This window comes from Paracoccus lichenicola (assembly GCF_009708075.1).
GTDB lineage: Bacteria > Pseudomonadota > Alphaproteobacteria > Rhodobacterales > Rhodobacteraceae > Paracoccus > Paracoccus lichenicola.
This window is the reverse complement of record NZ_WMBT01000027.1, coordinates 1-14,622: the sequence shown is the minus strand read 5'-3', so window position 1 is coordinate 14,622 and position 14,622 is coordinate 1. Positions and strand designations below refer to the sequence as shown.

Genomic DNA, 14,622 nt, shown 5'->3' with positions numbered 1-14,622 from the left:
TACGGCTCTGCCCTACGCGGCGAGGCTTGACGTCTCACCGCCCACGCCTTCCATTGACCAACTTCCTGCCGAACCCTGCCTCCTCTGTGCCATCTTTTTTCAACCGCCGGGCGCTGTACTGTGTTGTAAAACAGGTTTTATGACACAGGACAGGGAAGGGGGTGGGATCGCGCCAGGGTTGTGGGGGTCAGGGGGCTTGCAGACGGGTTCGGCAGGCGGGCGCAGCCGCCTCTCGACCTCGGCCACGAGCGCCCGCGCCACGCCCCGTCGCCGCGCCTCGGGCCGCACGCCCAGGAACAGGAGGTTCCATGCGCCTGGGCCGGGTTCTGGGGCGAGGTAGCCGCGCCTGCGCCCTCCTCTGCCAAGAGCCAAAGCCTCCCCTCGCCGGAGCCGCCCGCCTCGATCTCGAAGTGGCCGTACAGGGTTTGCGCAAAGCCTTCCGCTTCCTCTGGGGAAAACAGGCCGCAGCTGCGAATGACGGCCTGGAGAGCGGGGATGTCGGCGGCGCCCGTGGCGCGGACGGGAATAGGCTGGGACAATGGAACGATCCTTGTTGGTGTCGACACTACCCTCTGCCTATCAACCGTGCCCAGAACCCCGGTTTCGGTCGCTGGTCTGCCAGCAGAGCAGTTGCCTGTTGGCGCCACTTGTCTCGATCCTCCCGTAGATCTGAGATCACCGCTTCCTTGTCGGTCAACCGTTCATACGTCGCCTCAAGACGCGCCTGCAACTCCCTGACAAGTCCGTCATTTGTAGGGTTTACTTGAGGCTCTCTTGGGGTTTCCTCTTGTTCATTGGAAACAGTTAGAGTGTATACCCTGTGTAACTCCGAAGGGTCGATCTGGAAGGCTCCTGTATCATCCTTCAAGGCAGATATACGTCCGGTTTTTATAGCTTTTGAGATGGTTGCCTTGGATTTTCCTGTTGCCTTCGCGGCTTCTCCAAGGGTGTATGCCATTGGGTTTCCTATCGTTCAGTTTTCCGCAATGGTGGACTGTTTACCTGTTCACGTCCAGATTCTTGTCTGGGCGCTAGGTCCGCAGGCTTCCTTGCCTCTTGCAGTAGGCCACAAAGGCCGCCCCTGGGTTCCTCGGAAAGTTACCCTTTGCGGTTTCCTCCTGTGCGAACGTCAACCAGTTCGCCCTCAGAGCGTAGTAATCCCGACCCAACTGTGTAGCATGTTCCCGGGCTTGTTCCTCGGCCCATTCCGGTATCGTGATAGATGGAGCGAAGGCGACCGGTACCAGGCGGGGACGCACGGTGACAAGATCGTCCTCGTCTATTTCGAACCGATAGAAGGGGGTCACGTCTGCCCGGATGATTTCGCGCAGGTTGTGGCGAAAGCGTTTGATCGGGGCGTTGCTGCCGGTTTTGTTCTGGAGGTTTGTCAGCCCGATCTGCCACTTTGAGGAACTGCCGCAGTGCTTCCGGGCAATCTCATACAGGCGGCGCTCCAGCGGCCTGCGCAAGCGGAAGTAATCTTGGGAGATCGTCACCACTTGGTCGGTTTCTATCCCCCGCATCAGCCAGCGCGACAGCTTCACTTCGCAGTAGTCGAGGCGGAATCGTTCATCATCGGTGCGGACAAAGCCGCCTTCGTCAATCAGGGAGAAAATCCGGGTTTCGATCTTCCCTCCAAATTTGATGTTCGTCACGAACTGCGCTCCTTGCAGCCGGGCAAAGGCGTCCTCAAGGCGCTTATAATGGTTCCCACCGATAGGGCGGTTCGTCGCAATCGACAGTTCACGGGCTGAGAAACGCACTATGTCGCCAATCGGCTCACCCCGGTTTTTCCGAGCCATCAACTGGCTAATGGTGAAGATCAGAATGTCCTTGTCGAAGATCGTCGGCAGGCCGAGGCCGGAGGGCCGGATTTTCAGCACGTTGTCGCCGTTGCGGTATTCGAGGTGCCGCATGTCTGGCTTTGTCGCCAATGAAAACAACGGATGTTCCATTGAAGCCATGTCATCCTTTGGCACCGCATCCGCAATGTCGAGCACGAAAAAATCAAGGTTCGGGTGACGGTCTGGAAGCAGGCTCATGAGATAAGGGTTTGACCTATCAGGAATTAGATAATTTGACCTATCAGGAACCGGATTTGGTGGGAAGGGTGCTTGACCCTTTCGGAACCAAAGTTTGACCCTTTCGGAACCAAAGTTTGACCCTTTCGGAACCAAAGTTTGACCCTTTCGGAACCGGGAGGGCACTTTTTCTAAATTACTACAATATCTTGCTGGTCCCGTAACTTACTCCGTAGGTAACACTAATAACACTAGGGACTTGGGAACCAACCCTGTGGATAAGTGCAGAACGCAGCGCAGTTGGGGTTTGCTTAGAAGAAAGGTTGGTCCAGAAAGTTGCCATGTGCTAATGTGGGTTTGTGGTAAACTCGGAGAGCCTTCATGAGCCGCCTGACCATCGACATGACCGAGCAACAGCACCAGAGCCTGAAGGCGATGGCTGCCTTGCAGGGCAAGACGATCAAGCAATACACCCTCGAACGGCTGTTTCCTGGCGACGGGACTGCTGAGCAGGCATGGCAGGAATTGCAAAGCCTGTTGAAAACCCGGGTTCACAATGGACTGGCCGGGAAGATCACCTCAAAGGGCATCGGCGATCTTCTTGCTGAGGAACTGGCTGAGGATGGCCGGGATTGACCAAAAATTACATTCTGACGGACGATGCCGCCCACGACCTGCGCGGCGTCATTCGATACACGCGCAAGACATGGGGCGCGGCCCAAGCCCGGCAGTATGCCGAGACTCTGGAAAAGGGCATCATCCGTCTTGCCGGTAATCCTCTGCATTTCAGGGACATGAGCGAACTCTACCCCATGCTGCGCATGGCTCGGTGTGAACATCACTACGTGTTTTGCCTGCCCCAAGAGGATGCCCCGGTCCTGATCGTCGCGATCTTGCACGAGCGCATGGACCTGATGACACGGCTGGCGGATCGCCTGAACGGGCCTGAGGCCTGAAAACCCCGCAGCGGCAGCCCATTCCATGTTTCGCCCTAGCGATGGCTGGAAAGCCTTTGCCTGCCACGATTCTGCCGATCCCCTCACGGCCGAGGAAGATGTCGTGGTCTACTGCGAGCCTGTCATGCGCTTTTGGAGCTGGTCTTCGGTCAGGCGCTCGATCCCGAACCGTTCCAAGGCTTCGAGGACAATCTCGGAGGGGGTTTTTCCCGCTTCCCCGGCGGCGATGTCCAGGCCCCGGCGAACATCATCGGGCAAATCGATGGGGGGTGATGTGCTTTGCACGGGCAGGATCCTTCCGTGCTTTGCTATCGAACAGAGGCTGAGGCAACGGAGTTCCGCTCCCGGCCGATGGCTCCGGCAGTCGGTCTGGCCTCGTCTTGTGGCGGACAGGCCTGGCCTTGCGGAACTGGCTCACCCTCCTTCAGCTGGCCGTTCGATCCAGATCCCGCAGAAGCGGCCGCCATCGTCACTGGTGGCGACCTGTCCACCGGCCGCCTCGCAGAAGATGCCCGGATATTTCCCGAATTCGCGGGCATCGCCCCTTCCGGTGATCCAGAAGGCGGCCAGCAGGGCCAGGACAGCACCCAGGGCGCCCACGGAGAGCAGCCAGACCCAGAACCCGCCGAAGTAGAGCCAGGCCTGCCTGCGGGCCTTTCCGGCGGCCTGGGAGAGGCCTTGGGCGGCCTTGAGGGTTTCGGTCCGGGTTGTCTCGATGGCGACCCGTGCGGCGCGTTCCGCGGCCTCGATGGCGGCGAGACGGGTTTCGGCGGTGGCCAGCTGGAGGCGGGCGTCGATGGCCTGCTCCAGGCGGGGGCCGATCTTGGCCATGCGGTCGAGGCCCTGGGCCACTATGGCATTGAGCTGCTCGGCTTCCTTCCGGTCCAGGCTGGTACGTTGCAGCTGGTCGATCTGGCGGCGGACCAGGGTGATTTCATCAACCAGTGCCCGGAAGGGATCCTTGACGCTCATGGCTCACCCGCCCCGGCGCTTTGGGCCTTGGCATCGAGCTCGGCCAACAATCCCATCAGTTCCTTTTGATCGATCTCGCGAGTGACGTTCTTGCGCAGGGTGGCGGCCATCCAGCGAGCGATCTTGGGATCCTTCAAAGCCTCTGTTGTGACCACCGCCCCGACGATGATCTTGCGGCGGGTCTCGCTAGCCTTCGCCCTGGTTCTAAGACGGTTCAGCCGGGCCTGCGCCTCGGCAATCTGCTGATCAATGGTTCGCGCCATTCTGCAATCCTTCGGTCTCCTAATGGTTGCAATTCTGGCCTCCTAGCTGCTACGGTGCAAGACACGAAGTGCCCACTTATACAAACCTTTCAGGTTTGTGTGGGCAAAGGGGATGCTGCACTCCCCTTTGAACCCTTGGCTTGAGCGCGACACGGACATGGCGATCTATCACCTGCGGGCCACGATGATTTCCCGCTCGGCCGGACGCAGCGCCACGGCGGCGGCAGCCTATCGCAGTGCCGACCGTATCCATGATCAGCGCACCGGGCTTTCCTTCGACTACCGGGCGCGCAGCGGTGTCGAGCATGTCGAGATCCTTGCCCCCGAGCGATCGCCCGAGTGGGTCCAGGATCGCGCCGCGCTGTGGAACGCGGTCGAACTGGCCGAGACGCGCAAGAACAGCCAGGTCGCCCGCGAGATCCGGGTGGCGCTGCCGGCCGAGCTGGACCAGGCGCAGCGCATCGAACTTGTCCGCGACTTCTGCCGGCGGTCCTTCGTGGACCGCGGCATGGTCGCGGACATCGCTCTCCACGCACCAGGCCGTGAGGGCGACGAGCGCAACCACCATGCGCATATCCTGCTGACCACCCGCGAAATCGGCCCCGAGGGGTTCACCACCAAGAACCGCGACTGGAACGCGGTCGAGATGCTGGAAGGGTGGCGTGAGGCATGGGCGCGGGACAGCAACCGCGCCCTTGAGCGATGCGGCCATGAGGTGCGGATCGACCACCGGACGCTGGAGGCGCAGCGCGAGGAAGCCCTGGAGCGCTCTGTGCAGGCGCGGGAGCGGGGCGATGAGGTATTAGCGCTACGGGAGCGAGTGCGCGCGGTGGAACTGGACCGGACACCCTTGCCGCAGCTGTCCCTTGGGGCCTGGCAGCTGAAGGAGCGCGGCATCGAGGTGGCGGCGGTGCAGCTGTGGCGGGAGGTCAAGGCGCAGGCCGTCGAGGTGGCACGGGTTGCGGAGCGGCTGTCGAGCCAAGTGCGGGAGTGGCTGGGGCGGACCGTGGAGCGCCTGGCACTGGGGCACGAACTGGCCCATGCCGGCGGCGGGCGGCGCCGGGAGCAGCGGGAGCTTCCCGGCCGAGCGTGCCGCCAGCTTGCAGCAGGAGCGCCTGGCCGAGGAACGGCAGCGGGTGCAGGAAGCCGAGCGCGTCAGGGAGCAGGAACGGGTCCGCGAACGGGAGCGTGAAGCCAGACACCGGGACAGGGGCATCGATCACAGTATGTAGCCCATCCTTAGCACGAAGCAGGCGTACAGTGCGCAGACCTGTGCGGCACCTTTACCCGGATATAGGTTTCGAGGCTGGTTGAAGCCTAGCCAGCCAAGCCGAGACAAATTCTAAGTTCGTTGAAGGGGCGTAAGGCGATAGCCGTGAAACTGCAGAAAAATTAGCTGTTCAAGAGCTTGGCGATGGCCTTATGCATGTTATCGCCGAGGGCATAGCCGAACTGAAAGGAACAGATCTTGCCGACCAATCTCTCAGCCGTGGTGACGGGCAATACGCTGAAGGTGAGCGGCGAGGCCGCCCAATCCTCGTACTCGAGGGTCAACATCACGCGGGATTACGACTCGGCTGAGGTGGAAGACAATGGCACAGTCGGGGTACTGGTGCCGATACAGGGAACGGCCCTGGCTACCCATAATATCAACGCGAGTGCGGTGACGGGCGCGGGGGTCAGCATCTACAGTTATTCCGTGTCGTCGCTGGCTCGCATCCTGACGGGCTCGTCTCAGGACGATTACATTTACGCTTCGGGCAGCCACCTGACCAACGATCTGCTGTACGGAGGGGCCGGGAATGACAATCTTTACGGCAACGAGGGCAATGACCGCATCTACGGAGGATTGGGTTCGGACAGCCTGAATGGCGGCAACGGGAACGACCTGCTCTCCGGCAGCTACGGGCAGGACCTATTCGACGGTGGTGAAGGCAGCGATACGATCGTGCTGCTGGGCGCGCGGTCCGAATACCAGATCGACATTGTGGATGGCCTTTATCAGATCAGCCACATCGGCGGCATCCGCGGCGACGGCATCGACCGCTTCGCCAACATCGAAAACCTGAAGTTCACTGACCAGACGGTCGCAATGGATGACTGGCTCCTGATGTAGGGATTCTTTGAGAGAGCGCCTAGAGTTAGGACTCATCGATCAGTCTCCTTGCGGAAGCTGAATCACCCCGCAAGTTGAAGATCAATGGGTTCTGACCCTAATGCGCAAATATCGTCGATAATTGAAAGGAGTATCCAAAGGTTTCGAAATCCCGGATATAATGATCGTGCACACGGATGCGGTCGGTTGGCTCCCATGTGATCGGTAGAGGATCAGAGCGCAACTCATGTGGGGGTTCCATGGGCGGCGCTATGTTTAGATGATCTGCAACTGCCGCCAACGGTGCGGCCAGACCGTCTTCGAACTTGAAGATTTCGACATCCTTGCCAAGGAACTCCCATTGCGGGCGCAGGTGATTGCCGAGATGGAACTTTTCGCGTTTCTGCCGATCCAAGTTCTCCTCAATCCAAGGTGAAAATGCTGGCAATCCTTTCCAGAAACCATTCTTGGCCAGTTGCGCCTGCATCCGGTATTCGCTTGCGATACGGTCATAAGGGTTACGCACAATGGTGAAGGCGTAGTCGAAGAAGCCTTCACCGAGCAGCGCCTGAATGTCCTGCATGCGATAATGCTGTGGTGTGCAGCGGCTGGCATGAGGAATGCCCATGGAAAACAGTTTCAGGGGAGCGATGCCCTTCATCCAGCTCTCGACAGAGGTGCCCCCCGCCTTCGGGATATGGATAAAGAGAATGCGCTTGCCGTTATGTTGGATGAAGGGCAAGTTCTACCTCCTACTAGTTTTATTTTTGCAACAGAGCTAAGTGAACAACCAAACTCACCAGTTGCGCACCTGTACTAAGCACAGTGCGCCAATTTTCTATGTAGAACGTTTCGCCTTACGGCCCCATTCCTGAGAGAGATTTCATGAACCGTGTCCTTGTCATCGGCGGCTGTGGCTTCATTGGGTCACACATTGTGGACAGCCTGCTCGCCCGTGGCTGTCGCGTCCGCGTTCTTGACATGAAGAACGAGGTGTTTCGTGCACCATTGTCTGAGGTTGACTATGTCACCGGCAGTTTTGGGTCAGAGGCTGTCTTGCGGCAAGCGCTGCAGGGGGTTGATGCAGTTGTGCATACGGCCAGCACGACGGTTCCCTCAACCTCGAATCTCGATCCAGTTGCAGACATCCAGGGAAACCTGATTGCGACCGTTCGCTTGCTGAAGGAAATGCGGCAGGCCGGGGTCAGAAAAATGGTGTTCCTGTCCTCGGGCGGGACCGTCTACGGCATTCCGGAGACGGAGATCGTGGAAGAAACCCATCCGCTTGCTCCGATCAGTTCCTATGGCATCGTCAAGGTTGCCGTCGAGCACTACCTGCACATGGAGCGGCAACTGCATGGGCTGGACTATGTGGTGCTCCGTGCGGCCAATCCTTATGGTCCGCGGCAGGGTTATAACGGTGTGCAGGGGATCATCGGTAACTTTCTGTGGAAGATCGCTCATGGCGAACAGATCGAGATATGGGGTGACGGCAGCATCGTTCGCGACTTCATCTATGTCCAGGATTTGGCAGAGCTTTGCGCTATTGCAGTGCAGATGCCGATCCAGGGATGCTTCAACGTCGGCTCAGGCAAAGGGTCATCGGTGAACGAGATTGTCGAAGCCATCCGCGTATTGACGAAGCGAACCATCAAGCCAGTCTATCGTCCCGGCCGCAGTTTCGACGTTCCGCGCATCGTCCTAGACATTAGCCGCATCAAGGCCGTCGGCTGGGCACCCAGGACCGAGTTGATCGATGGGATGCGCCAAAGCTGGGACTGGATCAACCAACATCGGGCGATTGATGACATTGCCTGAACGGGCGAACGGGCAGGGCAGAACTTTTGAAAAGCGTTTGCCTGCTTGCCGGATAGCTGGCTTGGAAGGCCGCTGTTCAGCTATGCCGATCTTGAGAAGCGCATCCTTGGGCGGCACCTGTTTCGCAAGATCCGCCAAGTCGTGAACGACACGCTTCCTTGTGCAAGGGGACCAGCTGGATATGCGCAGTCGGCCAGGAAAACTGGCGGTTCGGAACTGTCTGCGCTAAGCCTTCGGGTTATGGGTCTGTTTGCGAAGACAGAGATATTAGTTGCACGACGTGGACCTTGCCCAATGTCCATGTCGCAAGAAACAAAGGCGCTGTTTTGAAGCTGATCCTGCATATCGGAACGGAAAAGACAGGGACTACCTCGATCCAGCACGCGCTTGCGCGAAGCCGTGACGAACTCAGCCGGAATGGCATTCTCTATCCCAAGCTTCTGGATACCGAAAACCATATGGAGATCGCGGTTGCCGGCATGGGCCTCCGCCCCGACGACACCATTCAGATCCAGGAACTGGCGCGAACCGGCCAGGACTTGCCAGGCTATCTGGACGCTGTGCGCGATGCACTGGCGGCTGACATCGACACAGCCAAACCGCATACGCTTCTGATCTCGAACGAGCATTTGCAAAGTCGTCTGCCAAATGTCGAGGACGTCGAGCGGCTGGCGGATTTCCTTGGCCGCGACTTCGACGACGTGAAGGTGATCGTCTATCTGCGCCGACAGGACCGAATGGCCGTCAGCTTGCATTCGACCCGGCTCAAGGGTGGCGGCACGGGCGAGATGCTGCCCATCTATCATGCTCCGCCGCCCTATTACGACCTCAATGCACTGCTGGAACGCTATGCTGCAGTCTTCGGCGCCCAGGCAATCGTCCCCCGCATCTATCATCGCACCGAATTACGGGATGGGGACGTCGTCAAGGACTTCTATGCGACTGCCGGACTGGGCATCACGCCGCCACAGCTCAGCAATCAGAACACCTCGGTCTCACGCCGCCAGGCGCGGTTCCTCAAGCTGATGAACGAACGACTGCCTCTGATCAAGGACGGCAAGATCAACCCGGCCCGTGGCCCGATATTCTTTGCAATTAACAAGGTGCTGCCAGGACCGGCCGCACGGCCCAGCCGGGACGAGGCGGTGAAGTTTCAGGCACAGTTCGACGCCTTGAACCGGCTGGCAAGGGACAGGTTCCTGCCCCAAGTCGACCGCCCGACCTTGTTTGACGATGATTTCTCATCCTATCCCGAAGTCGGCGACCTGGACCAGCCGCTGACCGAGAACGAGATTGCCGACTTCGCCGAGGCGCTGTGGCGCTTCGCGCGCAACCAACCCGCCAAATCCTGAGGCACGCGTAGGGCAGGGCCATACGCGTTAGCAGGCGGCCAGGGATCCTGCCAACGCAAGCTAGGGCGGTTCGGGCAGGTTGCAGAATTGATGTCGCGCTCGATCAGAGCGCACACGTATTCGTCGCTTCGCGCCGCCTGGGCGCTTGCCTCGTTCCACTTGTACATGTTCTGGACGATGGGCCGCGCCGCTAGTCTGACGGCCGAAAGCGAAAGGCTGCTGCGAACCGGCCGGAGATCCCCGGCCGATTTCCAGTGGACAAGATGCTTGAAGATGCGGACTTGCGGCTTCAACCCCGCTGCCTGCAAGGAATAGGTGCCAATCCTTTCCCCATCTGCCGAAACAGTTACCGCGCCTCCTTCGTCCCCTGCGATGACGAAGGAGGCAAGCAGGTTTCCTTGCGCGGCAATGGATAGCCCCTCGCCGTTGAGCGGATAAGTGTCCGCTTGGAACACGCTGGTTTCGAACCGTCCGCTGGGTCCATCCGGCCGGCAAAGGTCAAGTTCCGCATCCCTCAGCCGGGGCACGGCCTGCGGTACGGCGGCATCGTCAAGTCGGTCGGCAATCAACCGCACCAGCCCGTCCAGGAAACCCGTATCCACGCCATAGTGCATATCGTCGAGATAAAGCGCCGCGACATCCACACCCGCCTCAGCCGCGAAGCGCCCCGACAGTTTGCGGGCGTCGATTTGACGCAGTCCATACGCCGCCAGCCGATCGTGCAACGCCAGGCGATAATCGTTTGGCGCTTCGCTGGCCAGTTCCGGCCGGTTCCAGAACTGCAAGGGAAGAACGCGGATATTCCTTCGCCGGGCAGTTTCCATGAACCAGTCAAGGTGATGAAGCAGGCTCTCGCAGGATTGCCCGGCCCTGAGGTGGTTCGACTCGTTCAGGGCATATTCCCATAGCACCGTGGCGCCTTCCGGAATGTCGCCCCGCTTCATGCGGTAAATCCCCATCAGCGAAGTCGCGGCGCCGATAGAAAAATTCCTGAAGCTTATCCCGTCACCGTACAGGTCAAGGAACTTTCCTGACCATCCCTTGCCCATGAGGCTGTTCGAGCCTCCAACCACGACCACGTCGCGCACCCGATTCAAACTCCCGTGTGGATTGGCCGCCAACGCTGTTCCGGGTGTGCTGCCAGGTTAGCTCGTGAGTGCAGCGACCGGTTCGGCCTTCTTCACGCCCTGCGCTGAGAGATAGCTGTAAAGGTCATGCCGCGACACCAGCGCCTCGTTCGTGTTGGTTTCCTGCACCATCGAAAAGGACTTTTTCCGTATGAAATGGCAGGTATCGGGCACGGTCTTGTGGATAATTCCCTTGGCAATGGTCGTGCAGTTCCACGACCAATCCTCGTAGCCGGTGCCCTTCGAGATTTCGTTGCGCACGTAAGGATGGCTCAGATATACGCTGCGCCGGGCAAAGGACAGTGCCGTCCAGCAATTTGTGACCAACTGCCGCCAGAGATCGAAATCTTCTGCATCCATATCGGGATGATGGAAAAGCCATTGCGTTGTATCTGAGAAATACAGGTTAACCTCGGGATGCCAGACGCATTCGCGCGTTTCCTTCCGCGCCGCGTTCACCGCCCGGGCAATCCACTCGGGACCCCAAAGATCGTCGCCATCCACAAAGGCGACGAAATCGCCATTGGCATAGCCGACCGCTTCGTTTCGGGACTCTGCCAGATCGCCGTTATCGGCGACGCGGATTTCGAGGGATAGCTGGTCGAAGGATTCCAGCACCTTCAGCGTCACGTCATCGGGACGATCGGCGATGGCCATGACCTCGACCGAAATGCCATGCTCATTGGCGACCTGCACCGCCTTTGCGACGCTTTTAAGCGTGCTCGCTACCATCAGACCTTCGCGGTGAGCATTAATGACCGCCGTCACATCTGTCTTTTTCATGGCTCACGCTCCGTGTTCGATCTGCCGGACATTCGCGTCGAACGCGTTCCAAGAATGATGGTCCTCAAGCCGGCGCAGCATTTCCTGTGCCCTCCGCTCGGCCTCGGCCGGATCGAACAGCGCCTCGAGCAATCCGTTGACATATTGCTGAGGATCATTGGGGTCGTTGACTGGCCAGCCCGTCTGATCTGTCAGAACCTCGCCAATGCCACCTACAACCGAACCGATGATCGGAATACCAGATGACGCCGCATCCAGCATCACCGTCGGAATTCCGTCCCATAGCGACGTGTACAGGAAAGCGCCATATTCATCGAACGGTGCGCCCTTTTTCGGATCATAGGGCGGCATGATCGACACGTTGGAGGGAAGGTTCAAGGTGCTCGCGGCGGTATCACCCGCTGCCGCATACATGTCGATGTAAACATTAGGGCACAGCGCGGCAATCCGGCTGACGACGAACGGCAGTTTCTGCCGAGCCAGACGCCCGCACCAGAGAACCCGCATCGGTCGGTCCACGGTCCGTTTCGGCGTCTTGCCGACAGCGACCGGGCTGCGTACGACGCGCAGTTTCGCCCGCTGCAGGGTCGGGATCGAGAATTGCCTGATCAGTTCCTGTACGAAGGGTTCGTTGTCGATCAGATAGGTATCGAAGAAATCGAAGCACTGCCAGAATTCAGTGGCGGCATAGCCAACTCTGTTCCCCTTCGGGTCGTAGTCATAGCAGAACAGGCTGGCGAAAAACTGCGAGTAGTTTTGCAGAGCTGCGTTCTTTGGATGAAGCGCGGCATCCCATAGTGCTCGTGAATTGACGCAATAGGTCGTGCGGGGCTGGATGACCGAAATGAAGCGGCGAACAAACCGCGCCCGCGTCGGCCGGTCGGCACCGGGAAGATAGTCGGAGATCGCAAACACCTTGGCTCCGGCCGGCAACCATTGTGCCCCCTGGCCGATTTCTCCCTCGGTGGCCAGGATCACAACGTTTTCGATGCCATGGATTGCGGCCAGTGAACGGAAGATATTCGCCGCATAACGCTCGGCTCCGCCTATCCCCAGTGCGCCAACGACCACCAGAGATGAAATCTCGGAGGCAACATCCTTGAGCAACTGCATCAGCGCGTCTTCAAAGGCCGACAGGACCTGACACCCGCTAGATGCAAGCTTGTCGAGCGCGGACAGATCGCCTCGGTCCAGGGCAATGTCGATGCCGCGCAAAGCCCAGCCTTGTTTGCGGATTTCAAGCGCCTGGCGCTTGATGTGACCGAAGCCGTTGCGATACCAGCGGGACAGATGCCGCCCCTCTCGATACCCCGCGCTGACGAAGTGAACCCAGGGATCTAGGCCGACGATGTCAGGATAGAGTTCGAGATACTCGTCCGGAATGAAGCGCTCCCGTAGAGCGATCAATCTCTCGTTGCCATGTTTCTGAAGCAAACCATGCTGGTTCTCGGCCTGATAATGCTTCCGGCAGTCGGCATCGGTGGCTGCATGCGACAGATACACCCGCTTGTACCAATCGTAATCGAAACCCTCGTCGCTGGTCACATGGCCGGCTTTCTGCCCATGCAGGGCAAAATGCTCCAGTGGCCCCAGCCCCTTGAGTGTGTCAGCATAGCGATTGGCATAGAAGGCCGGATCGAAATCGGGCGACGGCCTGCGTCCCTCGCGTTCCCCAAACGCTAGGTAATGCTCGAGCGGATCGACTTCTGCATTGGCCACATCGACATTCTGCCGAAGGTAATAGTCCCGGTTGAAGAAACTCTCTAGCGCTGGCTTGTCCTGCGGGATGTCCGCTTTTTCGGCCAACGACTCAGAAGGTGCGGGGACCGGCGGCGGCGCAGGAGGATTTGTTTCGGCCGCAGGTGCCTTCGATCGGCGTTTCAGAATTCCCATCATCACAACTCCGTTGGTAATTCACGTCTCTTCGGTCAAGACGTGAGGGCCGTGTGCTGACCTGACGGCTGCAGGTCAGGCGTGGCGGGGAAATGTGCCGCCGATATGTCATTCCAATGAGAGCCATAAACGAGACAAGCCTTGCTCGAGGGGGACCTGCGCCGAAAAGCCCAGCGCCTGATAGGCAAGCTCGACTGAACCGAGCGACAGGCGGATGTCACCGCTGCGCGCCGCAGCATGCTTGATTGGCGTCTGTCCCCGGCCGGCCACAGCGTCGATCTGTTCAGCTAGCAATGTCAGATCAGTCGCTCGCCCCGTGCAGAGATTGAAGACGCTGGCGCCGCTGTGCGCGGCCGCATATCGCCGTGCCGCGATGATGCCATCGACGATATCGCCGACATAGATGAAATCCCGCGCCTGCGTTCCGTCGCCGAAAATCACATGGTCCCGGTTTTTCTTGCGATTTTCGCAGAACCTGGAAATCACCCCGGCATAGGGCGAATTGGCATTCTGCCGTGGTCCATATACGTTGAAGAACCGCAAGCCGACCGAAGACAAACCGTGGATTGCATTCATGGCGCGCGCATGATGCTCAGCCCCAAGTTTGTCGGCACCATAGGGTGAAATTGGAGCCGGAAGATCGGTTTCGGCGCAGATCCGCCCGCCGCGATCACCATAGATTGCTGCGGACGAAGCGTAGATCACCGGTAGGTTTCCGGCGGCATTTGCGACCTGCATTACCGATACAGTTCCGGCCAGATTAACACGGCTTCCGCCTTTCCAGTCGTAGATACAGTCTTGCACAGAGACCATCGCCGCCAGATGCACGACAGTGTCACAGCCGCCGATTGCGGAGGCCAGCGCCGCTTCGTCGCCGATGTCGGCCACAATCAATTCTGCACGGGGATCGAGATTATGTCTGAACCCGGTCGAAAGATCATCTAGGACGACCACCTGTTCTCCCTCGGCCAACAGTCGGTCGGCTAGATGGCTTCCAATGAAGCCAGCCCCTCCAGTAATAAGTGTCCGTTTCACTAATCCAACTTTTTTAGGTAACGGGTTTTGACGGTCACTTGCCACAGGCCACCATATTGGTCCAGCGGCAATGCTACAGAAACGTGCGGCAATCACGCGCACACAATCCACAAGGTTGTATTGAACTCCTCGGACAGCATCAGACCCGTATCCATCCGGTGTGCCTGCCTGACGGTGAAAGTCAGCGGTTGATAATGTCGTAAGCGCTACGGCTCTGCCCTACGCGGCGAGGCTTGACGTCTCACCGCCCACGCCTTCCATTGACCAACTTCCTGCCGAACCCTGCCTCCTCTGTGCCATCTTTTTT

17 protein-coding genes are annotated in these 14,622 nt (G+C 59.1%); 6 read left to right on the top strand and 11 right to left on the bottom strand.

What is annotated here, in order from left to right; all coding sequences use genetic code 11:
• Nucleotides 1-99 precede the first annotated feature (99 nt).
• The 3 genes from GIY56_RS18975 to GIY56_RS17500 all read right to left on the bottom strand — a co-directional run bounded on the left by GIY56_RS18975 (nt 100) and on the right by GIY56_RS17500 (nt 2,042).
• Nucleotides 100-372, bottom strand: coding sequence for a GNAT family N-acetyltransferase (locus GIY56_RS18975; protein WP_196053687.1), 273 nt, complete (start codon nt 370-372; stop codon nt 100-102).
• Nucleotides 373-565: 193 nt separating this feature from the next.
• Nucleotides 566-958, bottom strand: a complete 393-nt coding sequence (locus tag GIY56_RS17505) for a DNA-binding protein (RefSeq protein ID WP_154766139.1) — start codon at nt 956-958, stop codon at nt 566-568.
• 73 nt (nt 959-1,031) lie between these two features.
• A complete protein-coding gene (locus GIY56_RS17500; RefSeq protein ID WP_154766138.1) occupies nt 1,032-2,042 on the bottom strand; it encodes a replication initiator protein A in 1,011 nt (336 codons plus the stop codon).
• A 360-nt stretch (nt 2,043-2,402) separates the two neighbouring features.
• Between GIY56_RS17500 and GIY56_RS17495 the strand changes: the two genes are divergently transcribed.
• Both GIY56_RS17495 and GIY56_RS17490 read left to right on the top strand, forming a co-directional pair.
• Nucleotides 2,403-2,657 carry an antitoxin gene (locus GIY56_RS17495; protein ID WP_154766137.1) on the top strand — a complete coding sequence of 85 codons (255 nt, stop codon included), beginning with the start codon at nt 2,403-2,405 and terminating at the stop codon, nt 2,655-2,657.
• A complete protein-coding gene (locus GIY56_RS17490) occupies nt 2,654-2,977 on the top strand; it encodes a type II toxin-antitoxin system RelE/ParE family toxin (RefSeq protein WP_154766136.1) in 324 nt (107 codons plus the stop codon). Before GIY56_RS17495 ends, GIY56_RS17490 begins: the two co-directional genes overlap by 4 nt.
• A gap of 108 nt (nt 2,978-3,085) precedes the next feature.
• Here GIY56_RS17490 and GIY56_RS17485 read toward each other — a convergent pair whose 3' ends face one another.
• The 3 genes from GIY56_RS17485 to GIY56_RS17475 all read right to left on the bottom strand — a co-directional run bounded on the left by GIY56_RS17485 (nt 3,086) and on the right by GIY56_RS17475 (nt 4,212).
• On the bottom strand, nt 3,086-3,262 hold the full coding sequence (locus GIY56_RS17485; protein WP_154766135.1) for a hypothetical protein: 177 nt from the start codon (nt 3,260-3,262) through the stop codon (nt 3,086-3,088).
• A gap of 129 nt (nt 3,263-3,391) precedes the next feature.
• Nucleotides 3,392-3,949: a hypothetical protein gene (locus tag GIY56_RS17480; RefSeq protein ID WP_154766134.1), complete on the bottom strand. Its 558-nt coding sequence runs from the start codon at nt 3,947-3,949 to the stop codon at nt 3,392-3,394.
• Nucleotides 3,946-4,212 (bottom strand): hypothetical protein, encoded by a 267-nt coding sequence (locus GIY56_RS17475; protein WP_154766133.1) that lies wholly within the window; start codon nt 4,210-4,212, stop codon nt 3,946-3,948. Before GIY56_RS17475 ends, GIY56_RS17480 begins: the two co-directional genes overlap by 4 nt.
• Nucleotides 4,213-4,369: 157 nt before the next feature.
• On the opposite strand from GIY56_RS17475, the gene mobQ reads away from it, so the two are divergent.
• A complete protein-coding gene (mobQ, locus tag GIY56_RS17470) occupies nt 4,370-5,404 on the top strand; it encodes a MobQ family relaxase (RefSeq protein ID WP_154766132.1) in 1,035 nt (344 codons plus the stop codon).
• Between the two features lie 276 nt (nt 5,405-5,680).
• Nucleotides 5,681-6,328, top strand: a complete 648-nt coding sequence (locus GIY56_RS17465; RefSeq protein WP_154766131.1) for a calcium-binding protein — start codon at nt 5,681-5,683, stop codon at nt 6,326-6,328.
• A gap of 97 nt (nt 6,329-6,425) precedes the next feature.
• On the opposite strand, the gene GIY56_RS17460 is transcribed toward GIY56_RS17465, so the two are convergent.
• Nucleotides 6,426-7,049 (bottom strand): sulfotransferase family 2 domain-containing protein, encoded by a 624-nt coding sequence (locus GIY56_RS17460; protein ID WP_154766130.1) that lies wholly within the window; start codon nt 7,047-7,049, stop codon nt 6,426-6,428.
• A 143-nt stretch (nt 7,050-7,192) separates the two neighbouring features.
• Between GIY56_RS17460 and GIY56_RS17455 the strand changes: the two genes are divergently transcribed.
• Both GIY56_RS17455 and GIY56_RS17445 read left to right on the top strand, forming a co-directional pair.
• Nucleotides 7,193-8,125: an NAD-dependent epimerase/dehydratase family protein gene (locus tag GIY56_RS17455; protein ID WP_154766129.1), complete on the top strand. Its 933-nt coding sequence runs from the start codon at nt 7,193-7,195 to the stop codon at nt 8,123-8,125.
• A 326-nt stretch (nt 8,126-8,451) separates the two neighbouring features.
• Nucleotides 8,452-9,477, top strand: a complete 1,026-nt coding sequence (locus GIY56_RS17445) for a hypothetical protein (RefSeq protein ID WP_154766127.1) — start codon at nt 8,452-8,454, stop codon at nt 9,475-9,477.
• Here the strand turns inward: GIY56_RS17445 and GIY56_RS17440 are convergent.
• The 4 genes from GIY56_RS17440 to GIY56_RS17425 all read right to left on the bottom strand — a co-directional run bounded on the left by GIY56_RS17440 (nt 9,372) and on the right by GIY56_RS17425 (nt 14,315).
• Nucleotides 9,372-10,565 (bottom strand): hypothetical protein, encoded by a 1,194-nt coding sequence (locus tag GIY56_RS17440; RefSeq protein ID WP_154766126.1) that lies wholly within the window; start codon nt 10,563-10,565, stop codon nt 9,372-9,374. The genes GIY56_RS17445 and GIY56_RS17440 overlap by 106 nt on opposite strands.
• A gap of 57 nt (nt 10,566-10,622) precedes the next feature.
• Complete coding sequence (locus GIY56_RS17435) at nt 10,623-11,387, bottom strand: glycosyltransferase family 2 protein (RefSeq protein WP_154766125.1); 765 nt, start codon at nt 11,385-11,387, stop codon at nt 10,623-10,625.
• A gap of 3 nt (nt 11,388-11,390) precedes the next feature.
• Entirely contained in the window at nt 11,391-13,283 is a 1,893-nt protein-coding gene (locus tag GIY56_RS17430) for a glycosyltransferase family 4 protein (RefSeq protein WP_154766124.1), read from the bottom strand.
• Nucleotides 13,284-13,388: 105 nt separating this feature from the next.
• Entirely contained in the window at nt 13,389-14,315 is a 927-nt protein-coding gene (locus GIY56_RS17425) for an NAD-dependent epimerase/dehydratase family protein (protein WP_328288591.1), read from the bottom strand.
• Nucleotides 14,316-14,622 lie beyond the last annotated feature (307 nt).